Source organism: Rhizobium phaseoli (assembly GCF_001664385.1).
Classification (GTDB): Bacteria; Pseudomonadota; Alphaproteobacteria; order Rhizobiales; family Rhizobiaceae; genus Rhizobium; species Rhizobium phaseoli.
Map to the genome: position 1 here is coordinate 1 of NZ_CP013535.1, position 21,932 is coordinate 21,932.

The following is a 21,932-nucleotide window of genomic DNA, read 5'->3' on the forward strand; positions in this document are numbered from 1 at the left end:
GTGCGGCTGATCGTTATTCCTGCCGCTGAGGATTTCAGTTGTGGTCAGCTGACCACCAAGCTAACCCCTTGGAAAACACCAACTTTCAAAGGCGGCTTGTCGGAGGCATTGTGCCGGTTACCGTCTGGCTCCCGAGCCAAATGACGCCTCTTAGGGGAACAGTAGACCGTGATCTCAATACGAACGCGCCCAAGGTCGAGCACGAACAAGACCAGGAGCGAAGTCTTCGCACGAAATCGCAGCCGCCTTTCATTGGCACCGGCGCGGCGAGCAAATCGCAAGGTGGCCGGCTGTGCCGGCTAATCGCGAATGGGCGATGGCGCCGCATGGATAGGACGCAATAGGAACAACTACCTGCTGCCATCCGCAGCGCCGGAATCTACCGGGCTGATTCGCGACGGCACTTCCACAATACTGGGAGAATTCATCAACCGCTATCTTGGGCGAGGTGACGCAATGAGCCACTCGACCCTATGGTCTTTTGACCAGGCAAGAATGGCATTCGAGGTGAGTTTGGTGCCGTTGTCGGAGAGATCATTGCGAGTTTGCCGCGCCATTCGATCAGCGTCGTCAGCTCTCGAGCGAGGCGACGACCGGAGATCGAGGTGTCCGGGGATCGCCGCGAGGCATTCGCGCGTCGCGTCATCGACGATGTTGAGCACGCGAAACCCCCTTCCGTAAGCGAACTTACAGGCACGCGCGCACCGATCCTGGTCAACGCGAAGGCTCTGCCCGCTGGTCGCTGGATTTTGTTCGTGACCAAAAGCAAATGATCCAGGGAATCATTTCTCCACCGAACGACTGAGGCATATACATATCTCGCAAGGCCCAGCCATCGGCACATTATTTGAGGCCGTTGAAGAAGGTGATGGGTCCAGGCGGCTTGGAGGAGGCATAGCCGTTCCAGCCGTCGAGTTTGGCGATGATCCAAGCGGCCCAGGCGAGCGAAGCTTTGGGATGGGGATTGGATTTGCAGCTTGGTCTTGCCCTTGAAGCGGCTTTCGAGGGCGGCGAGCGTGTTGATCTAGTGGGGACTGATGGCCAGGCTTGCCGGGTGAGGATCGCCGCCACTGCGGGCCTGCACGAGTTGGAGGACGATTGCCGCGGCCTTGGCGGCGATGGCGACGAGCTTTTCCAGCCGCGCCGCCAACTGCAATTGGCTGTGCTCGATCTTGAAGCCCTGCGTCTTCATCACCCGGAAGAACTGCTCGATCATCCAGCGCTGCTTGTACCAGGCGACGATCTGCCAGGCGTCAGTCGCACTGGAGAGCGCATGGGTGGTCAAGAGCAGCCAATGCAAGGGCTCGACACCGTCGGGTGCGTCCGGTTCGACGACCTCGACCCAACTGAGCCTAACCCCGTCGGGCAGCCCTTCTTCGCGCCGATTTTGCGGCCGCCTGATCGTCGCCTGGCCGAAGCGCAGGCACAACGTTGCCTGCCGAGCCGGACGGTCGGCGCGCTCGCGCAGCTCGATCGTTTGGGTGTCGCAGAACCGAACTGTCTCTACGACATCACGCAGTTTAGAGCCGCCGATGAGTGCATGGTCATGCATGACGCGCGACAAAAGATCGAAGCGTTGGTCGGGCAGGCGCGCCCACATGATAAAGAAGTCGCCCTATTGCGCGACCTCGCCAATGAGCGATGGCGTTTCGGCGACCGGCGGCTTCGGCGGGCGGGAGCGCCGTTGGGGTGAACCGCATCTACGGGCTCTATCGCGAAGAAGGACTTTCCGTTCGCAAGCAGAAACCGGGGCGGCACGCTGTCGGCACGCGTGGCCCGATCCTGGTCGAAGCGAAGGCCAATGCCCGATGCTCGCTGAATTTCGTTCACGACCAGTTCGCTTGCGGAAGGCGGTTTCGCGTGCTCAACTTCGTCGAAGACGTGACTCGCGAATGCCTGGCGGCGATCCCGGACACCTCGATCTTGCGTCGTCGCGTCGCTCGCGAACTGTCGGTCCTCATCGAACAGCGCGGCAAACCGGGGATGATCGTCTCCGACAACGGCACGGAATTCACCTCGAATGCCATCCTTGCCAGGTCGAAGGATCATAGAGTCGAGTCGCACGGCATCACGCCGGGAAGCCGATGCAAAACGCTAATGTCGAGAGCTTCAACGGCCGGAAGCGGGACGAGATGGTCAACCAAAGCCTGTTCCTCGGCCGCGATTATGCCCGAAGCGCCATTGCTGAATGGGCCGACGATTACAATAATTTCCGGCCGCACTCATCGCTCGGAATCAGACCCCGGCAAGCTATGCCGATACCATTGCCGCAACCGGCTCCAACGCTGCGCGAGATGAAAGCTTCGCGTTTCCGCCACTTGGCGTACTCGAAGCGCGCAGGCTCTAGTTGTGAGCTTTCAGGAGGTTGTCCATTCGGCCCTGGTCGAGAAAGCTGAGGTTGTCAAAGCTTCAGTGATTCTCGGAGGACCGAATGAACATTCACAAGAATGCCCGTTTGACACCGCGGCGTCGAGAGGAGATGGCGCGCGCCGGTATTGATGGCGCTTGTTCCAAAGCCGATGCTGCGCGGACATATGGGGTGACGTCGAAGGTGGTCGCTCGTTGGACGGCGCGCTTTCTGGCGGATGGCGCCGCCGGCATGGCGGACCGGTCGTCGCGGCCGCGGACAAGCCCGAGACGAACCGCGGCCAACATTGCCGGCGAGATAGCAGTGTTGCGCCGACAGCGGCTGACGGGCAAGCACATCGCCAAGCAGACGGGCGTGTCGGCGGCAACGGTGAGCCGGGTGCTCAAGCGCGCCGGTCTTTCCAGGCTGAAGGATCGAGCCGGCCGAACCGGTGCGACGCTATGAGCGCGAGCGGCCCGGCCAAATGATCCATATCGACATCAAGAAACCTGGCCGCTTCAGCCAGGTTGGCCACCGCATCACGGGTGATCGAACCCGCCAAAGTTCGCGCAGGGGCAAAGGCTGGGGCGCTGGCTGGGAGTACGTTCACGTCGCCATCGATGACGCCTCGCGCGTTGCCTTCTCGCAGATATTGCCAGACGAAAAGAAGGACAGCGCGGTCGCCTTTCTCAAGGCGGCACTGACCTACTATAATACCCTCGGCATTACCGTCGAGCGCGTCATGACCGATAACGGTCCCTGCTATGCCTCAGGCGAATTTGCCCGCGCCTGCCGCGAACTTGGCCTCAAGCACGTCCGAACAAGACCCTATACGCCAAAAACCAATGGCAAGGCCGAACGCTTCATTCAGACCGCGCTTCGGGAATGGGCCTATGCCGTCGCATACCCAACCTCGGACATGCGAGCCGACCAACTGCCAAAATGGCTCCATCGCTACAATTGGCATCGACCCCATGGCAGCCTAAAATATAATACACCAATCAGCAGACTCGGCCTGACCGAGGACAACCTGTTGAGGCTCCACATCTAGTCGCCGCCGGAGAGGATTGAATGCTAGGTCAGCGGGTCCACTGATCGAGGTTTTTCGCCAGACTCTGCTGTCGTGGGCCAGCAAGTTTTTTGGAGTGGGACGCACTGCCAACAGCTGCTTTTCCGGTGGTCAGCTGACCACAGCTCCAACACTCTGAAAAGAAACGATATTTTCTGGCGCTACTATGGACGTCGCATGACCCGCTCCTCGCGCCACCTCTCACAAGATCAGTTGTGTAGAGATAGGTACCGTCCTGTCGCCGCCATGGGTCGCAGGGTCTTGGCGGTCATTTTTGATCGCACATTACGTTCTAAGGGCATTGGTTATGGTTGCCCGGGTAGAATGGCCGACAGCCCTTCTATGCGGCTGGTGTAGTAAGGTCAGTTGATGCACGGAGCCGATTGAGCGGCTTCGTGTTCAAACGAACAATGGCGGTATTTGTCACGACTGAAAGGAGACATTGCTTTGTAATCTTAACGGCGGTCTCCGCAGGATGCTTCAGGACGAAGACCTCCCAGGCTTCGAGGACGGTCGAAATTTGCTGGTCGCAAAACGAATGTTTGCAGATTTTCGGCCGTAATCATTCCTGTAGGAAATAGGCGCGGACAAATGGCTCAATCAAATTGTCGAGCATCCTTGAAAGAACGCCGAAACGCGTACGGATTGTAAAAGAAACAAATACTGTCTGACTGAGTCCCGGCTCGCGCCCGAATTCTTCGTGCAGCCGAGAGGGCTGTTTGGTAGCGGGAGGGGCTGTCCTCTGCTTTCACCCGCGCCGCCGAAGGTCATGGCCCGCGCGCCTCTGCGGATCATAATCACCGCGGCTGAAGCCTTCAGCACGTTCCGGGGGAGGGGGCGAGCAGGCGGAGGAAGCCGGCTCCGCGGGCGAGGATGTAGGCGCTGAGCTGAAACCGCGGAGCGATAGCGACTAGCGGTCCTGGCGCTACAGATCCCCAAAGGCCGGACCTGACGGTTATTCCGTCGAATAGCGACAAGAAAAAAGACTCTCTGCCATCGGCCGTCGGATGAACCATGCCCTCAACGGCGAATGAGGCCAAATCGGTGGGCTTCGTCCAGCAGGACCCGCACCGAGGACGGTTGCCACTTCTTGCCGCTGCGCACAGGCCGTTCTCCCATCTGGTCCAGTTGCGCGGCAATGTCGCGCAGCGACAGGTTGGGATCGGCAATGGCAATTGCCGCCACCAGCTTCATCAGATAGTCTTCGGGAGCGCGGCGAGGGGATCGAGCAAGGAGTTCCTTCTCCGCGAGCTTTTCGCGTACCATGCGATGAACAGCGCGACGAAGGCGTTCGACGGTCCAGTCGTGGCCACGGCGATTGAGAACCTGCACGACATTGTCCCAACTGTGCTGCGGCCGGAGTTGACGCACCATCGGCAGCCACGTCTGCGCCGATGCAGTGAGTTCATCGAGATAGAGCTTCTCCCGTGCCTGCGAGATTGCCTTGATCGCCTCCGGCCGTCGTTCTCGCAGACCCGGATTTCCAGGAAGCTTGCCGCGTGCCTTCGCCGCCTTAATGCCGGCTTTGGTACGCTCGGCGATTAGCGCCCGCTCGAGCTGCGCGACGGCGCCGAGGACCTGAAGGGAAAACATGCCCTGCGGGGTCGACGTATCGATTGGATCGCGGATCGACCGGAAATGCACGCCGCGCGCCTCGAGGTCCTCGATCACCGACAAGAGATGACTGACGGATCGGGCCAGCCGATCGAGGCGCACGACAATGAGGACGTCGCCGGCGCTAAGCTCAGCGAGTAATCGCGTCAACACCGGTCGAGCCCGCGATGCTCCGGAACCATGCTCCTGATGGATCCGATCGCAGCCGGCTGCACGCAGCTCGTCCAACTGGGCATCGTGGACCTGTTCATCCGTCGACACCCGGGCATAACCGATCAGCCGCTTGGGAGATTGTTGGTTGTTAAATGTTTGTGGCTTCGCCATCGCGCTTGTAACGGCCCTGTCTCGAAGTAGTTTGTACAGACAATGCATGCGTTAGAAATAGAACAGTTGCAAGCGTGTTTTAAGTGTCAAATAGCGGCCCACCAGACTCAAATCGCCACCCGAGATAAGCAACGGAGCGTCCGCACTGACAAACCCGCGCCAGCGGGCTCCTGTGGCGGAAAGGCCGGAAAACAACGGTTTTGGAGATGTCGCGAGAGCAGGGGGCCGCAGGAGGACGCCGGCGCATCATGCGGCAAGAAGGGGTCGGGATCATGCGGGCCAACTGGGGCGGCCGAATTCTGTCTCGGGGAGTCCGGTCATCCAGGACGGCCGACCACTGATTTGCGCGCTGAAATCAATCGCTGCCGAGGTGGCTTTTACTTCCCGTTTTCAGTTGAAGCGCTAAGCTGAAAAACTGGCGCCGAACTTTGACCTAATGGCTTCACACGGAGCAGGGGAGGGGAGAGCGATGTTCGAAATCATTCGAGTTGGTGGAAGGGTGTTGGAAGAACGCGCTCACGGTTGTAAAAACCGGCTAACGATAACGATAGGAATTTCGGATGAGCTGGAAACTGAGGCGAGTTAAGCAGTGTGCCAAGTGCCCTTGGAAGGTGTCCACGAACCCTCATGATATTCCGAATGGCTATAGTCAAGAACTGCATCAGGCTCTTGTCCGCACCATCGCCGAGCCGGAATCGCTGAAAGGCACCGGCCAGGTGATGGCTTGCCATGAGCATGCGCCAGGGGAGGAAGCCCACTGTGTCGGCTGGCTCATGAACCAGATCGGGCCGGCAACAACATCCCTTTGCGTCTTCAAGTCATGTCTTGCGACAATATCGAGGCGGTCATCTTGGAAGGCCCGCAGCACGAACGGTTTGAAGATACGCTGCCGAAAGGCAACGACGTCGCAGTTGGGTAGGGGTCAACTTGCTGCGATCGCCAAAAGGCAGATCAGCGGCCGCTGCCCCTTGGCACAGCTCTGATTGTTGCCATTAAAGGCCCGATGCCTTGGTGAGTTTGATCCGGAAACGGTCACGGCGCAGGTGATACTTGCGGGTCATTTCCGCGCTGGTATGACCGAGCTGTTTTTGGACATACCGCAAGTCGACCTCAGCCGAGCAGGGTGACGAGCAGGCCCTTGGCAAGCGTCTCGACCCAGCCGCAGCCGCCTTCGGTCTGGTCGCGGCCGCAATCCAGCCCGACGATCTCGGAGCGGCGCAGGCCGCCGGCAAAGCCGATCAGCAGTATCGCCCGATCCCGCATGCCGCGCGGAGTTCCCCTATCGAGCGTTTCGAGTATGGCGATCATGTGCTCGGGGAGCACGGCTTCTTTTTGGCGAAGAGGGGCTACATGGGTGTTGCGGATGCCGGCCAGAACGGTGGTGGACGTTTAGCGGCATCTAATTATAGCATCCGAGAGGCCCGGCCGCTTCGACGGGTTGCACTATTGTAATAGCTTGATGCCTGCTGAACCGAACGATGACGTGACTGCTCCATGGCTTCGGGCAGGGGAATGCCGCGATTGGCGGCCTCAGTCAGATAGCCGGACCTCAACCCGTGCACCGAAAACTCCCCGGGCTCGAGCCCGGCCATTTTCACCCGCCGCTTGACGATATCATTGACCGCCTTCGGATCGAGCGCCCGGCGCGAAACATGGCCCCAGCGATCGATCCCCCGAAACACGCTACCGCTGCTAATCTTCGCGGCCGCCAGCCACGCATTCAGCGCCTCCACCGGCCGCCCGGTGAGGTAGACGACCTCGTCCTGACCGGCGCCGGAATTCTTGGTTCGGCCGAGATGGATGGACAGCGAGGGCAGGGGGCTGCCGTCCTCGCCGGCAACGGGCGGCTCGATGGTCAGCTGCTCCTTGCGCAGGCCAGCGACTTCGCTGCGCCGGCGGCCGCCGGACGCGAAGGCGACCATCAGGATCGCCCGATCGCGGAGATCGCGCAGATTGTTGCCGCCGCAGGTGGCCAGCAGTTTGGCCAAAACATCTGATGTCACCGCCTTGGCGCTCTTGCGAAGACGTTGTCTTGGCGCGGCTCGGATCGCCAGACGAATGGCTGATTTGAGGGCAGGGGAGGCGAAGGCGCCGTCGAGACCGCGCCATTTGGTCAGCGTCGACCAGTTGGCGAGCCGTCGTCCGACGGTCGCCGGCGCGTGCGGCCCGGTCGATCGAAGAAGACCGCCGTCCCTCAAGGCCTGGCCGACTGCGGCCGGCATGCCGTGCTCGGGATCGGTTTCGCGCCGCGCCGGGTCCCACAGATGATTGGCGACGAATTTCAGCAGCAGCGCTTCCGGCGCCGGCCAGGGCAGGGCGCTGCCGGTCGCCGCCAGGCACCAGGCTTCGAGGTAGCCGAGGTCGGAGGCCAGCGCCCGCAGGGTGTTGTCACCCATGCCTTCGTTGACCAGGTGTTTGAGCGTCTCAACGTCCTGGTCGGTAAGGATCTCGGCGAGCTTGTCGCGCCGGTCGATCGGCAGTACCGCGGCAATGGTGTCGAGGGTTTCGGCGCGCTTTGCAATGCCATCGGGCACTGATTTCGGGGCGATGATGTCCACAGGAGCTCCTGAACGGCGAAAATCCGGCAGCCGCAACGTCGTCGGCGCCCCGTCCTTCGTCCCGTTTTCACTGATTTGCGGCGTGATAGCAATTACTTCCGATAAGCATTACTTATCGGAGGTGATTGCCTCAAAAAAACGCCCTCGGTGCGACGGAAGTAAGGGCCAAGTTCAATTCCTTATTCCAAAAGAACGTGGTTAATTCAAATGGTTAACGAACCGTAAATTCGACGCCGTCGCCGATTTGCCAGGCACCCGGGATCCGGCGTTGTGAATTTCAGCTAGGGATTTCATTCAAGCGCCAGCTGAAAATCGGACGCCATCTCCGCAGGTCAAGACTGGCTGCGAGTGACTAAGGCTTATCGGTGGACACAATTTTGCTTGCATACGATGCATCGCGACGAACAACACCTCCCTTGGGAAGTGGCGCTGATCCAAGACCTTAACCGCATTTGCAATTGTAAACCATGAAATCCTTAGCTGAAAATTGGGCTGATTCTGCCCGTTAAGTCCAACTGACTTAAGGTATTCCGCCGTTTGAAATCGCAAATTGAAAGCGACAAGCGAAAGCCATTGTTTACGTAAGGCAGTCGAGCAAAGGCCACGTTGAGAACAATCCTGCGAGCTGTCGCCGGCAATATATGAACTGGTTGACTTCGGGCGGCATCGCGGCTTCCGCACCGTTGAGGTCATCGATGATGATCTCAGACGTTCAGCCAGCGGAATGGTTGCCCGTCCAGCTCCTGAGAAGCTGGTGGCTGCATTGTCCGTCGGCAAAGTCGGTACTGTTCTTTGCTTCGACGCGCCGCGCCTCGCGCGCAATGGGCGCGACTACCTGCCTTTCGCCCTGGCCGGCGGCCAACTCCTATTCCATCTGATCAGCAGGCTCTACGAGCGCACGTCGATCATTGTCACCACGAACCTGGCGTTCGGTGAATGGCCGACGGTGTTCGGCGATGCCAAGATGACGACGGCACTTCTCGACCGCCTGACCCATCACTGCGAGATTGTCGAGACCGGCAATGAGTCCTGGCGCTTCAAGAACCGCTCTCAAAGCTAAAGTCGAAGAAGATCATCACCCGCACTTGGCCTACCCTCTGCAACCCCGGCCAGCGCCGGGCAGGCCAAGCGCTGATCTACAGCACAGGGGGGTCAAAATTGGATAAGCAAAAGGGGTGAATGTTCGGTGCTGATTGACGTGTCATCACGCCATTTGTCGTCGTTCAGGACAATCTCCGCGACAAACTGGTCGACAGTCGCGTTCTCGACGGCTGGGTAGACGGGCCTCGGACGTGGGTCAGGGACCGGGTTGGGACCGTTCAAACAGTTCAAGGCCGAGAAGCGGATATTGTTTTCTTTGTTCTGAGCGCGCAGTCTCCCTCTCAACAGGGCGCACGCGCGTGGGCTGGTGGAAGACCGAATCTCGCCAATGTCGGCGTAACCCGCGCGAAGACATCGCTCTTCGTCATCGGAAATCGAGCCGCATGGAAATCGGCAGGCTTCTTCGCGGCCCTACATAGGTACCTGCCGCAGCGCAATCTTTGATGCTGCCGAGCTTATTGGGAAAACGGCTTCCTGCTCTGGTCGGCATTTTAGGCTCCACCAGCGGCCACCATCTCGTCAAAGCGGGGCAGCCGCAGCAGGCTGTCATAGCGATGCAAGAGCCCGGCAACGGCGACGAACCGTCGTCCGCGCTGGGCGCTTGCCGAGAGTGCAGCGAACAGGTCTTGCGTCAGTCCCGCAAGATCGAGGAACACAACGAGTCGCGCGAGAAAAAAGTCGATTTCTCTGAGGTTGTGACGCGTCGAAAACAGTTGGCCCGGGTGACAGTCCGATGGCCAGAAAGGCGTTCCGGCGGCGATCACATCGAGGGCTTCGCCAAACCCGCTGGGGTCGTCGGCAGCAACGTCTCCCAACGCCGCCCGGATGGGGTCGTAAAGCTCCGGGGTCCGGCCACGCAACACGGTTTCCATCGCCCGGGCCATGCCGCCGTGTGCGGAACGATAGGCTGGAACGCCCTCGTTGGAGACCCGGAAGAACGCCTCTGGGGCATCCAGGATTTTAAGGTCCGTCGATGCCGGTGGCCCACTCTGGAATTCGTCGATTTGCCTGAAGAGGGTGCCAGGGATCTGCAGCAACGTCGACCCCTCGCGCTCGTCTGGCTTCAACATCCCCCAGATGGCCACGACCTGGGTGATATCCGCTCGGACGTCAAAATAGTTCCGCGGATAGGCCATCAAGGCCGGGTTCCAATACTTCGACAGCGCATGGAGGCGCAGCGATAGGATGGACGCGATTGGTGCAGAGGCAAGAACCGGATAGGCGGTAATAGCGTCGCGATAAGGAGCATGGTCGACGAAAGCCGGGGTACGTCCGAGCGCCACCGTCGCAACGGCAAGCGCCAAGAGGGTCCCCAGCGCGAAGGGGTTTCGCGACGATGGCTGAAAAGGGAAGGATGCGCTCTCGGTTGCCCACAGAAGGTCGCTTTCCTGGACGGCGCCAGTCGCCAGACAAGACAATGCCCATTTCCAAAGCCAGTGGCTGGTCAAGTCGCCCAATTTGTCAAGGGGCGGCTCATGCTCGGGAGCCTCCGCCATCCGCAATACGCCGCTCCGGCCGGAGCGAACGACGCCTTCGAAGTCGGCCTCGGAAAACAGGGCTGCGATCCGGCGAGCCGTATCAATGTCTTCCACTATGTCGAGCTGCCGTCCGTGGCCGGAGCCTTGGTAAGAATGCTCATCGGAACCCGCATCGATAAGCGCCAGCTGCTCCATCTCCAGATCGCCTATGGGCTCATATCGTTCTGCCTGCCTCGATGTGACCCCGAGGCGCGCCCGTTCGGCACGGCGAGTCGCAACAGCCTTTCTGCGCGCGTCGACAGGCAAGGCTGCGGTCTCCTGGTTGGACAGCCCGATGTCCGATTTGTCCTCGCGGCGGAGGATTGCACGCGCCGCAAGCGGCATCGCGAAGACGTCTTCCCCGGCAAGGTCAATCAGGCGGCGCACCAGGCTGGGATCGGTGAGCAGTAAACCGACCTCGCCCAAGAAGGCGTCATGATAGGCTGCGAGAGTTGCAGCGTCCGGCTCGCCAGCCCCACCGCCAGCCCGGTACCAGTTGGCGGCAGCGCGATGGACCGCGCGAACCGTCTCGCGCATGGGGATCTCGGAATTTCCCGCCGGTGACAGGTCGCTGTCGAGCATCGGCAGCATGATGCGCCTGAGGACAGGAACGTGGCGTATTGCGTCATCGCCGGAGCGCTCGACCAGCCAGACTTCACGGGAGAGGGCCTCAAAGAGGTCTATAGATTTCTGCACATCGATTGCGCCAAGTGCTGTCGGACCGGCAAGGACCTCCCGGATAAGTGTGGGCGTGACCACCGTGAGCGCAAGTCCCGGATGTGCCAGTTTGGAAAGGTCGTCCCTGGAAATCAGCCGCTCCCCGGCAGCATCGGTGACGATATGGTCTTTCAACCGGTGCAGAAAGCGGGAATAGAGCACGCGCGTACTGGATGCGGCACCAAGAACCCCTGAGCCTTCGGCAAGCGTGGCAGCCTCCTCGATCTCCGCAGCCGTGCGCCCGCGCGAAAACGCAGCGAGCAACAGGAGCACGATTGGAAACCGCGGAATGGCGCCAACGAGGCGCCGGCTTCGCGCCTGTGTGAAGATTTGGCGATCTGCACGGCTCCTCAGGAACTCGACCGCGGCCTCGGGACCGAGCTCGCCGATCTCCAGGCGTGCTTCGAACCAACGAGCAGCATCACCATCATCGCCCTGGAAGGGATGCGCTCGGCCAGCGACTACCGCCCTTACATCCTTGAACAGCGGACGTCCGTCGTGGCACCGGAGCACTTCGAGTGAGTTCAAGAATTCGAGCACAAGGCCGAACGGCTCCTGGTCCAGAAAAGGGGCCTTCATATTGGAGCGTACCAGGACTTCCTCGAAGGTATCGACGAGGACAACGAGGGTTTGTTCGGCAAACATCCCGTCACCCAAGGCCCGTTGCATTTCCTCGCGCATGGATGAAACAACGTTCAAGCTCTCGGTACCGGAGAGCCGCTCCACGTCGCCGCTCTCTTGAGTGAGCCTGTGCAGATCGTTTCGAGCCGCGTTCCGGATCGCCGATAGACGCTCGGCCGCTGCTGGCCTGGCAAAGCCGATCTGCCGAGTAACCTCGTTCAGCCATTCGCGCTCGCCCCCGAGAGCAACGTTGCGCTGGTCAAAATCAATCCAGACGCAGATCGGACCTGACCAGTCGTCTTTCTGGGTGCGGCGCATTAAATCGGCGACAAGAGCCGACTTGCCCGAGCCGCCTATGCCGGTGACGAGCAGAGGACGAAGGCGTGCGAAGTCGCTTGGCGGTTTGGGGAGCGCGACCAGTGGCTGCTGCAAAAGGCCGCTTTCAATATACTGGTCGAGGGCATGTGCCTCGAGCGCACGGCCAAACAGCTTACGGGGGGCCACAAAGTCCTGCCGGCGTCGCTCGGCCTTGCGCGCCAACATCACGCGCGGGTCTACCGGCGGTTCCCTGACCGGCCAATCCGTCGGCAAGGAACGGACGAAATCGAGCGCCAAGGCCTGTAACATCAGGTCGTCCGTCGACATTTTGCGCGGATCGCCGGCTGCCGCCCCCTTTTTCAACATTGCCTGGAGGACTTGGCCGAAGCGATCAGAAACTTGCGGTTTGGTTTGCCTGACGGTCTGTTCCAGTACCCCCTCGGCGGCCATCTCCCTCAAAGTGTCGCGCCGTGGCTGCGGCCGCAGGCGCCAGAGCACGCGCTTGTCTTCGATGACCTCTTCCATCATCGGCGATAAGAATGCCAGGACACGGTCCTCGAAGGCCTCCTTGTCCTCCGCGCGGACCGGCAGCTGCAGGAAAGCCACCGGATCGAACGTGCCGACGACGGCGGCCCGCCGGCGAAGGACGAGAGCGGCGTTTTCGGGTGTGTCATGTTTGGTTGCGTTCATACACCCATCCGTTTCTTGAGATGGGGGTCGAGGTCGTTGCGGACAACCGCGGCGACGGCCTGCGTCATGCTGAAGGTCTCGCTGACCCGGCTGCTTGCGACCGACGAGACGACGGCGGCAAGGCATTCGCACGCCACGTCCGGCAAGCCGAACCGCCCGTCAACTCGATTGCCTACCCAGGAGGCTACCCGGCTGCTGTCGAGATGCGTCAGCGGCTTTTCGAGGCGTTTGGCCTTGATGCCTTGCAGTGACGGCAGATCGACGTCAACCAGGCCGAGCATGACGAGGCGAAGCGACGGTTCGACGGAGACGTCTGCATAAAGCCGGTCGAGGAGCGTTCGCGTAGTTGTGTCCGGCAGCGCGTGTTTTTCAAGTTCGTCGATGACGAGCCACAATGTTCGCTGGCCAGCGATCCTGACGAGCTCAGCCTTTAGTTCGCCAGCAACGCGCATGACAACGTCGTTGATCTCGGTCGATTGACGATCGGCAGGTAGGCTGCTGTCATCAACGGGGGTCAGGGCGGATGACCGGCCGGCGCTGACAGCCTCAAGGAGGGCGGCTGCAGTGCGGTACGCGTTCTGCATTAGGTTTGCGGCGCTGATCTCGACGATTTCGTGTTCGGCGAGATCAAGAAATTCCCGCAGGATGCGCCTTGAGAAACTTTTGCCGACGCGCTGGAGCGGCTTTCCGTCCACACCGAGATCGGCGCGAACGATGAGTATCTTGACCTTGCCCCGGCTTGCCTCCGCAATCGCCTCCTGCAACTCTCCGCGCCCAATCAATGGATCGCCATTTGACAGCGCTGGTTTGAGTGCTTGGAGAGCACCCATCCGGGCGATGATGGCCGGTCCGGCCTTGGCACGGATACGGCGCAACGGTATGGCGATATTGACGTTCGCGCTTGGCACGGGATCGCCGTTATCGTCGCTGATATCAGAATTGCCGCCATAGGTGACGCCCGCTTGGTGCAGCGCCACCGGCATCATGTCGAAATTGAAGCAAGGTGCGCCGGATGAGCCGCCGATGGAATTTGCGCTATGAAGGATCCTCGCAGATGTCTTCGCGGGAACGCCGCCGAGAAGGTTTGCAGCTGGTAGACCGAGATCGAAACTTCCGTAGGACAGGCGCATCGAAAATTCGCCCGGGTGATGCAGGAGGACCATATTGCCTCTTGGCATAGGCGGGTCTTCGGAGACGATATCATAAAAGCGCCGCTCCAGTCCTGCCGGCTCGGCGATCTCAATCACGGCGAAATCGTCGTACGGCTCGAAATCCGCGCCGTCTGCCGGCCAGTCGCCGGCACCTTCACTGCCGGTTCGCTCGGATCCTTCGGCACTGCTTGCCGCGACCAGCCAGTTCTCGATTACACCGATGCGGATAACACCGCCCGCCTGTGCGGCGCGTGCCGTGAAATCGAATTCCACGCCGAGCCTTGCCGCGCTGCCGGCGGCAGCCTTCCATGATTCTGCCGGGGCGAGCCCTGCGGCCGCAGCCTCTTCGTCGCTCATAGGTTCCAACAGCGAACGAACGACGTGCCAGTTCGTCAGCACGAGGCGCGGCCCGATCAGGAAACCCGTTCCCCGTGTACGCCGGGCACCATCGCGCACAACGATGCGACAGGTGCAGCGTTGTGCGCGCATCACCGCGGCATTGACGTCGTCGGGATCGCGAAAGCGCTCCTGGTCATTAACGATTGCCTCGAAGGTGACGAGCACGCTCGCGCGATCGCGCGCATCCGCAACCAGCGCGGCCGCCATGACCACCCCGCCAGTACCATCATCCTCGCTGCTTGCCTTGAACAGCGTTGCACCGCCTGCGGAACAGAAACCCTGCAGGAACCCTTTATCGCTCGCATAGCGCAGCGCAGCTTCGAAATCGGCGAAATCTCGCTCGCGGCCCGGGCCAAGGGGCGCTGCCCGCTGACGTTTCAAGGCGACGGCCTTGAACGGGATGCGTTCGTCAGGGCTCACCTCGGCAAAGGCGTCGAAGGCCTTTTCGAACGTCTCGCGGGTTACCTTGACCTGACGTGAGAGCCTGCCGGGATCGAGCTCATCAGGACCTTCTGACACGGCGCGCCCTATCTCCATACCATCCGTTCGGTAACATCCGCCCCGATAAATGGCGATTGTTTCACTGCGGCCAGAGAGTGAGCGTAATTGGCGGTCATCACCTGGCCTGCGAAATGCAGGCCAAGGATCGGAAGATCGTTTGAAAAGGTAATGATTGCGGAGCCTGACGAGCCACCCAGCGTTGTCGCGTCATGGCTGAATATCCAGTGATTGCCGTCCGCCTTCACGCCCCCGGCCGCTTGGACGATGGTGCCCGGGCTGAAATATTTCCGGCCATAGTCGAGACCGAAGATCATCGCCAGACGGCCTCCGATCGTCTCAGTAGCTTCCTTGCCGGAAGGATCCTCCAGAGCGGACCGATCAGGACGGGCAGGATAACCGACCACCGCGATATCCTGCAAAGTTGCGGCTTCGCCGGGATCGCCCGTCAGCCCCACGGTCGCGGGGAGCTTCGCGGTAGTGTTCTCCGTTTCGACGTCGAGCACCACCATGTCAAGATGAGCGAAATCGACGCTTCTGCCAATTTGGGCATCACCAGCAGCGGCAACCCCTTTGACCTTGAAACGCAATTCGTTGCCCCTTCCGTTGTCGCTGAAATTGATCGTGACACCGTCACGCATGAACCATTTCGATCCGCTACCTCTCTTGACGACGACGTCCGCGATGGCCTCTGCCACATGGCGGTTGGTCACGACGAGCCCGGGACCGGCGACCCATCCCGTACCGACATGTGCGCCCGCAACGTCGATGCGGCCGACGCTCGCACAAAGGGCGGGCAGATATTGCTTGGCCGCCGTCAGAAGCGCACTCCAATCGGTGAATTCGGCATGCTTCGAGGAGATCGCGCCATCCTCCACCTTGAAGGCTGGGCGGCCCTTCAGCCGGACAAGCGCCTCGGTCACGATTCTGCCTTCGATGGAAAGCGCCGCCTCGCCATCGCTGGCAAGCTGGCGGACGACCGCTTCGGTGCTGTTCAACAGATCGCGGCGTGCGGCGGTTGCCTCAGGGGTACTTTCCGTCTGGGATTCGATCTGCGTCAGCGTGCCTTCGATGAGATCTTGCAAGTCCCTCAGACCCGTCCCGGCAAGACTTGCGCGCGCGTTTTCTGCAGTGCTTTCCTGGCCAGGCTTCAACGGCGCAATTATTGTCAGAGGGTGGCGCGCAGGCGGTGTGGGCGCAAGAATCGGAGCTTGGAGATGTGGAACTGCATTCGCAAATCGCAGGCTTCGTTTCAAGACGGTGGGCGCCTTGGCTTGAAGCCCTGGTGACGGGAGCGGCCGGGCAGGGGTTTCGAGCAGCGCGGAGCGCCCGGCGTCGCCGCGCCTCCAGGCGTCGGCGGCAAGGTAGCTTGCCTCTGCGCCGTAACGCGCCCAAACCACATCCGTGCTCTGGGCATCGGCAAAGACTTGCGCAACGGCGGCGCTCTCCGGCGCATCCGGAACGGCTTCAGGTGCTATTTCATTCCCGGTTGCTGCCGGGATCTTCGCCAGCGCCAAGCGCAGCAAGGCAGCGGCATCGACAACACCGGCACCGTAAAGCCAGCTGTTCCAGCGGGCGGGACGCCGTGCAGTCGCCGTCAGTGCCGCGCGAAAGAGCGCCTGGACGCTGACGCCGCGGCGCTTGGCCTCCGCCCGAACCTTGTCGCGTCCGAACCGCGCAAGCCATAGCGCCGCCACGCCGGCGGTGGTCGTTACCGCGAAGGAGGTCCCCTGCCCACCGCTAACCGTGCCGATGCCGAGATCATTCGGTGTCCTGCGTGCCACGTAGACATTCTCCGCTGGAGCGGCGATCGTCACACTGGGCCCGGCGCTGGTTCCCTTCCACGGTTTGTCGTTCGAATCGACACCGGCCACAGCAATGACACGGTCGTCTGAGGCCGGATAGACGACGAAGTTGACACAATTTCCTGCCGCGGCAAGCACGATCAGTCCCCGATCGACGGCGACGCCGATGGCAGCCGAAATCGATCTTGAGAAGATCCCCCCGAGGCTCATGGTGATGATGTCGGCCTTGATTTTCACGGCGTGAAGGATGGCGGCCGCCACCGGGGTCCCGTCGAATATCTTGACGTCGGTCGTGCAACGGATCGGCACAAGGCTCGCTGCTGGTGCCGTTCCGACCATCTGGCCACGTTCACGGCTTACGACCACACTCGCCGTGGCCGTTCCATGTCCGGGATTGGCAAAAGACGGATCAAGGGGATCAGCGGGGTCCTTATCTCCACCAACGATGTCGATGGCGAGATCGAAGCGAAGCGCCTCGGTATCCAGTTCGGGATGACTGGCGACACCGGTATCGGGCTGAGCGACGATAATGCCCGCACCCTTTTTGGGCGAAATCGCCCAGGCTTCGGGCGCGCGCACCGCCTTTGCCGACCAGTGGAAATCAGTGGGGGCCGACGCCTTCGACCAGCAAAGGGCATCGACAGCCGCTGATTCCGGATTGGTCCGGTCAAGCCTATGGGCATCGGGCTCGGCGTAAAGTGTCGAGCCGATGTCGGGCGTGCAGGACACGAGTTCGAGTTCACCTGCAAGGTAGTCGGCAATCGCGAATAGGCGGTCCGGTGCGATGGTGCGCGCAACGCCAGGAAATTGCAGGACATAGAACGTCGGGAGCAAGGGATCGAGCGGCTGAAGGACGAAGCGGCCGTCTTTCAGCAAACCGGCGATGTGGGCCTCCAACCCGCCAGCGTCATCTGGCCGCTTCAACTCCAGTTCGAAGCGTATAATTCCTGGCCGGAGAACGGGATCTTCGGCGTCGCAGGCTTCACAGACGGAACGCAGGATATCAAGTTCAATCACCGTATCGCCCCCCAAGGATACTACTTTATGTCTCTTATTTTTCGATTTTGCAATGAGGATACGCTGCCATGGTTGTATGAATCAGCAATATAAACAATACTGCTGACATTCTTTACAGCAACGATTGCATCCGGTTTCAACACGTCTTCCGGGTCTTGTCACATGACCAGCAAGATTATAGAGGCGGGCTCGCTTTCTCCCGTTAACCCTGGTGCCGTATCATTTGCTGCTGAGCCGCCTGAGTACGTCGTCGGACCGGACATTGCCGAGAACCGGCTTCCGGCGGCCGGTAAATTGGCTCTTTGCGAACTTTGCGTCCGGGCCGACGTCGTGGAGGAAGATCTGGCAGATCTCCATTCCCGGCTGCAGGGCGATCGGCACCTCTCCGACGTTACTCAATTCGAGGGCAAGACAGCCAGCAAACCCCGGCTGGATTCCGGCTGCCGTCTCGATAATCAGACCGCGCCGTCCGAGTGACGATTTCCCTGTGACATAGCCGGCGAGATCCGCCGGCAGGCGCATCCACTCCAAGGTCGTCCCGAGTACGAAATTGTGCGGGTGCAGGATGAACTCCTCGCCGAATCGAACGAAATGTTCCTTGGTCGGAACCGGATCCTCATCCGGTTCACTGACGCGCAACAGCGAGGTGCGCGAGTGCCGCAGTGTCCGAAACCATCGGCCGAGACGCAGATCGAGCGACGCGGCGCCCACGGCGGCCAGCCGTCCAAGATCAGGGCGCGGCACGATTGCCAGCATGCCTCCGTCGGCGCCAGGAGCGAGATTGAGCCGGCCGATCAATCCAGTGCTGCTCAACATAGAGATTACCTCGTGCGGGACTCAAATTCCATGACTTCCATGGTTTTGAACACCAGATCGTTGAGGATTTCCAGTCTAGTGTCCTCGCGGAAGTTGAAATTCTTCCAATGCGCCCAGTTGAGCCGGATCGCCCAACCTGCGTTGATCGTATCGCCGATCGAAGTCGTCGATGCTGCCGGTGACAGGGCGCAGAATTGTTTCACAATTCGATCGCGCTCGGCGTCGGAAGGCAAAGCCAGGCCGGTGCGGGCGACGTGACCACTTACGGCGGCGATCAGATCCTCGATCATCGCGGTGGACGCCTGATCTGCCATACGCAGGCAAAACGCCTCGTTGGCCTGTAGCCGCTTCGGCAAATCGATGAAATAGCCCGAGAAGGCCGGCGGCTCGGTGATCCCGAACGCTCTCGCTGCGCTTTCGAGTGCCGTGACCCGCGAGCCCAAGGACGGATAGTAGGCGGCGCGCTCGCCTGTGTGCGGCGCGATCAGGTAGATGAACGAATAAAGGTAGCTTTCACCGAACAGTCGCAGCCCGATGATATCGCAGAAAAGCTCTTCAATCTGGCGCGTGGCCAGCCGGTAGGAGCGCGCCCAGATGCTGCGCAGGAAAAGGTCGCTCAACAGGTCGGCCGGCTTGGTTTGGACGTCGAACAACTGCTGGAATTCACTCCAGCTGTTTTGATATTCGCCAACCAGGCGGCTCTGCAATGTTGCGTCAAGGGCAGAAAGGTGGGGGCTGCGGTGCGGCTTCTTGCGCCAGATGGAATGGCCGAGTTCATGACCGGCAAGAGGAACGATCAACGGGTTGCCGGATTCGGTCGCTGGCAGCCCTATGAACATGAGATTGGGGAATTCGTCAGTAATCGCGGGATAAGTAAACGGCGAAAAGCTCCATTCCGAGCTGACGATCAACTTGGCTTCCGGCCCGTAGATAGTCTGGCTCATGCGCAGAAGCGGATCGTAGATCTCGAACGCATTGCGCACGTTAGTCGAGCGCAGGATAAAGCCGAGAACGGTATAATAGCGCGCTATGTAGGCATTGACCTGCGCGGTTACCTGCTGGCGTATTGTATGGTCAGTCGTTGGCCCGATCCCGGAAAGCCGGTTCAGTTCCCGACCGTAAAGATCGGCCAGCAATTTAAGAGCTTCTCTCGATTCCTGATAGGGAAACTCCGATGTCTGCAGATGCTTGATCTGGTCAATGACCGACAGCAGCTTCTGCCGCACGAAATCGATGTCAAGCGACCCGTTCGTCATATGCCGGCATCCACTCGTCGTCGGGCGCGGGTGTCAGTTCCTCGAGAAGAACCTGATGCAATGACAGGCAGAAGCGCTTGAGGGAGCCAATCTCCTCGCTGCCGGTGCTTTCACCGGCGGCGATGGCTTTTGCCTGCGCGACGAGATCCCTGACCCACTGTTCAAGATCGTTGAAGTTGCTGAGTGAGGCGCCTTCGGTGTGAAAGATCGCTGAGTTGAGGATCTCGACGTTGACCGGGTTTTCACTCAGGGCGAAAAGACTGACAGGCCGTCCGCCACTCGGCGGCGCCTCAAGATAGTGACCGAAGCGCTGGATAGTCGCCAGATCAGCCGGCTGCCGCTTTTCCAACTTGTCGAGCTCGATGGCGGCGTCAAGGGCGAGCGATGGGAAGTCCATGAATTGATTTCCTCGGCTTTGCATTGGTCGCGAACTGTTCCGCCTGTGATATCATCGAAACGGTTTGGTACAGAAATCGAACCGGGACGGACCAGCGAAACTATGAATCCGCGGTGACTCCTCGTCAAGCGTCTAAAACGGACTATGGTGAACGGTGATGCGTACGAATGCTCAATCATCGACTCCCTCCATGGCGAAATCCGGACCTCGACGGGCAAATAGTGAGGACGTGGGGTGCCGAGGCGCCGCAGGCAGCACGACCGCGCCCATTTCACTTTCGGCTGGCAGGACGCAAGCCGGTCGGCCTCTGGAAGAACAGAGAACGTGGGTGCGCGGCGTCCCAAGTGTAGCTGGGCGATCCCCCGCACTGGCCGCGGCTGCTGCGCGCCGCCGCACTACAACAACCACGGTCAGGCCGCCTTTCGGAAGACTTGGTCTGTCGTCCCGGCCACGCCTCCTCGATCAGGAAAGAAAATGCTTTCCCGTCGCGGTCTCCAGGACGCTTGCCAACTGGGTAGCGAGCATGCCCTCAATGAGTTCTTCCATCTTTGTCAGATCGAAGGCACCGTCTTCTGAAGCCGCATCGGCCGCTTCCAAAGCGTCGAAGTACGGGCGCCGGTTATCGACAATCTGGTCCGGGATGGTCTTGACCCCGGGTAGGGGCAATTGAAGCTTTACGCAAAGAACCAAATAGGACACCATGCGCGATGTCCGCCCATTCCCATCACTGAAGGGGTGGATCCAGTTGAGCCGCCACATCACGAACGACGCAAGATGCACGGCTGTCTTTTCGGTCCAGTTGTCGTTGACATAATCGCACAAATCCTCAATGAGTCCAGGGACCTGAAATGCCCCGACAGGCTTGTGCTTACTGCCCTCAATTGAAACTTCAGCGGGCCGGAAGTTGCCGGCATAGATGCTAATGCCTTGCAATGCCTCACGGTGAAGCGACAGTAGCATCGAGGGACGAAGCTTCCATTTTTCCCCTTTGTCGATTGCATCGACAATCATGTCGCGCGCTAGGTCGAACTGGAGAAGGCCGTTGCGGGCTTCGGCTTCGGCGCGCGCCTTCTCATCCATGATCAAATAAGCTTCGGTTGCCACGCTGTGGCGGCGCGTAGCGTCAGTCATGTTTCTTTTGATCTGCCATCTCGTCGGCGACGCGATCGACCAACTCGCGGGTTATCATCTCATTTTCGAAATGAGTGTTGCCGTATGCAAAGCTGCGACGCTGGACTTCAATGTCACTCTTCGACAACTGCACTTTTCTGGCGGCTTCGAGGAGGTTTCTGAGCGGTTCGTTCATTGCAGGCGTCCTTTTTATTTAGGCGTCCATAAAAGCGGTTTTCCTTTGCAAGGCAACCTCGACAAGGATAGAAACATGGAATTGCGCCAAGCTTGTGGAAGAGTGTTGCAACTGCGCTAGCACCATAATGCCGATCGCGACGATTGGCGAGCAGCAAGAAGCGCGGGACGGGATTGGCAACGAGGCTTGGCGTTTCGTTCTTCATTTTTTCTCGCACTGATGCGGGCATCGGTCAGCTCTAAGACCGCCCCGCCCCGGGGGAATGGCTCCGGCAACTGACGGCCTCTGAACTGTTTCGGCTATTGCATCGAGAGGTGCTCCAATGGCCGCAACACTTCCGGCGCGTTGCCTCCCGCTACGAGCAGCGAAGTCTCTGCTTCACAGGTTTCATCGTAAGCGGCGTGCCACTCG

The 21,932-nt window shown here is 60.2% G+C and carries 13 protein-coding genes and 4 pseudogenes; 4 read left to right on the top strand and 13 right to left on the bottom strand.

The window, feature by feature from the left end; genetic code table 11:
* Window positions 1–446: 446 nt before the first annotated feature.
* Together AMC88_RS33280 and AMC88_RS32295 are read right to left on the bottom strand one after the other, a co-directional pair.
* A pseudogene (locus tag AMC88_RS33280) lies at window positions 447–689 on the bottom strand (DDE-type integrase/transposase/recombinase); the annotation flags it as partial.
* Between the two features lie 335 nt (window positions 690–1,024).
* On the bottom strand, window positions 1,025–1,600 hold the full coding sequence (locus tag AMC88_RS32295) for a transposase (RefSeq protein ID WP_335726155.1): 576 nt from the start codon (window positions 1,598–1,600) through the stop codon (window positions 1,025–1,027).
* Between the two features lie 12 nt (window positions 1,601–1,612).
* Between AMC88_RS32295 and AMC88_RS25295 the strand changes: the two are divergent.
* A pseudogene (locus tag AMC88_RS25295) lies at window positions 1,613–2,347 on the top strand (integrase core domain-containing protein); the annotation flags it as partial.
* 84 nt (window positions 2,348–2,431) lie between these two features.
* Window positions 2,432–3,398: pseudogene (locus tag AMC88_RS25300) on the top strand (IS481 family transposase).
* 1,038 nt (window positions 3,399–4,436) lie between these two features.
* Here the strand turns inward: AMC88_RS25300 and AMC88_RS25305 are convergent.
* From AMC88_RS25305 to AMC88_RS25315, 3 genes and pseudogenes are all read right to left on the bottom strand, one after another.
* Window positions 4,437–5,354 (bottom strand): recombinase family protein, encoded by a 918-nt coding sequence (locus AMC88_RS25305; protein ID WP_040111669.1) that lies wholly within the window; start codon window positions 5,352–5,354, stop codon window positions 4,437–4,439.
* Between the two features lie 992 nt (window positions 5,355–6,346).
* Window positions 6,347–6,734: pseudogene (locus tag AMC88_RS32300) on the bottom strand (hypothetical protein); the annotation flags it as partial.
* A gap of 23 nt (window positions 6,735–6,757) precedes the next feature.
* Window positions 6,758–7,912, bottom strand: a complete 1,155-nt coding sequence (locus AMC88_RS25315) for a site-specific integrase (protein ID WP_016737363.1) — start codon at window positions 7,910–7,912, stop codon at window positions 6,758–6,760.
* A 625-nt stretch (window positions 7,913–8,537) separates the two neighbouring features.
* On the opposite strand from AMC88_RS25315, the gene AMC88_RS34130 reads away from it, so the two are divergent.
* On the top strand, window positions 8,538–8,972 hold the full coding sequence (locus tag AMC88_RS34130; RefSeq protein ID WP_081279417.1) for an ATP-binding protein: 435 nt from the start codon (window positions 8,538–8,540) through the stop codon (window positions 8,970–8,972).
* Window positions 8,973–9,115: 143 nt separating this feature from the next.
* The gene (locus AMC88_RS32305; protein WP_077991556.1) at window positions 9,116–9,457 is read left to right on the top strand and encodes an AAA domain-containing protein; all 342 of its coding nucleotides are present in this window, start codon (window positions 9,116–9,118) and stop codon (window positions 9,455–9,457) included.
* 47 nt (window positions 9,458–9,504) lie between these two features.
* Here the strand turns inward: AMC88_RS32305 and AMC88_RS25325 are convergent, their stop codons facing one another.
* From AMC88_RS25325 to AMC88_RS25360, 8 genes are all read right to left on the bottom strand, one after another.
* Complete coding sequence (locus tag AMC88_RS25325; RefSeq protein WP_016737365.1) at window positions 9,505–12,876, bottom strand: AAA family ATPase; 3,372 nt, start codon at window positions 12,874–12,876, stop codon at window positions 9,505–9,507.
* Window positions 12,873–14,945: a trypsin-like serine peptidase gene (locus AMC88_RS25330; RefSeq protein ID WP_064820001.1), complete on the bottom strand. Its 2,073-nt coding sequence runs from the start codon at window positions 14,943–14,945 to the stop codon at window positions 12,873–12,875. The genes AMC88_RS25325 and AMC88_RS25330 overlap by 4 nt, the downstream gene beginning before the upstream one ends.
* A gap of 8 nt (window positions 14,946–14,953) precedes the next feature.
* Window positions 14,954–17,746, bottom strand: coding sequence for a S8 family serine peptidase (locus tag AMC88_RS25335; RefSeq protein ID WP_125462012.1), 2,793 nt, complete (start codon window positions 17,744–17,746; stop codon window positions 14,954–14,956).
* Window positions 17,747–17,965: 219 nt separating this feature from the next.
* Window positions 17,966–18,544 carry a dCTP deaminase gene (gene dcd / locus AMC88_RS25340; protein WP_009993369.1) on the bottom strand — a complete coding sequence of 193 codons (579 nt, stop codon included), beginning with the start codon at window positions 18,542–18,544 and terminating at the stop codon, window positions 17,966–17,968.
* Window positions 18,545–18,567: 23 nt separating this feature from the next.
* Window positions 18,568–19,818: a hypothetical protein gene (locus tag AMC88_RS25345; protein ID WP_016737369.1), complete on the bottom strand. Its 1,251-nt coding sequence runs from the start codon at window positions 19,816–19,818 to the stop codon at window positions 18,568–18,570.
* Entirely contained in the window at window positions 19,799–20,215 is a 417-nt protein-coding gene (locus AMC88_RS25350) for a hypothetical protein (RefSeq protein WP_016737370.1), read from the bottom strand. The genes AMC88_RS25345 and AMC88_RS25350 overlap by 20 nt, the downstream gene beginning before the upstream one ends.
* 462 nt (window positions 20,216–20,677) lie before the next feature.
* Window positions 20,678–21,346 carry a Fic family protein gene (locus AMC88_RS25355; protein ID WP_016737371.1) on the bottom strand — a complete coding sequence of 223 codons (669 nt, stop codon included), beginning with the start codon at window positions 21,344–21,346 and terminating at the stop codon, window positions 20,678–20,680.
* Window positions 21,339–21,521 carry a hypothetical protein gene (locus AMC88_RS25360; RefSeq protein ID WP_009991623.1) on the bottom strand — a complete coding sequence of 61 codons (183 nt, stop codon included), beginning with the start codon at window positions 21,519–21,521 and terminating at the stop codon, window positions 21,339–21,341. The genes AMC88_RS25355 and AMC88_RS25360 overlap by 8 nt, the downstream gene beginning before the upstream one ends.
* Window positions 21,522–21,932: the final 411 nt, after the last annotated feature.

Excerpts from the sequence above, each read along its gene's own strand:
- AMC88_RS25345 (WP_016737369.1), bottom strand. The coding sequence starts at position 19,818 with ATGACGAACGGGTCGCTTGACATCGATTTCGTGCGGCAGAAGCTGCTG.
- AMC88_RS32295 (WP_335726155.1), bottom strand. The coding sequence starts at position 1,600 with ATGTGGGCGCGCCTGCCCGACCAACGCTTCGATCTTTTGTCGCGCGTC.
- AMC88_RS25350 (WP_016737370.1), bottom strand. The coding sequence starts at position 20,215 with ATGGACTTCCCATCGCTCGCCCTTGACGCCGCCATCGAGCTCGACAAG.
- AMC88_RS25305 (WP_040111669.1), bottom strand. The coding sequence starts at position 5,354 with ATGGCGAAGCCACAAACATTTAACAACCAACAATCTCCCAAGCGGCTG.
- AMC88_RS25360 (WP_009991623.1), bottom strand. The coding sequence starts at position 21,521 with ATGAACGAACCGCTCAGAAACCTCCTCGAAGCCGCCAGAAAAGTGCAG.
- AMC88_RS25325 (WP_016737365.1), bottom strand. The coding sequence starts at position 12,876 with ATGAACGCAACCAAACATGACACACCCGAAAACGCCGCTCTCGTCCTT.
- AMC88_RS25355 (WP_016737371.1), bottom strand. The coding sequence starts at position 21,346 with ATGACTGACGCTACGCGCCGCCACAGCGTGGCAACCGAAGCTTATTTG.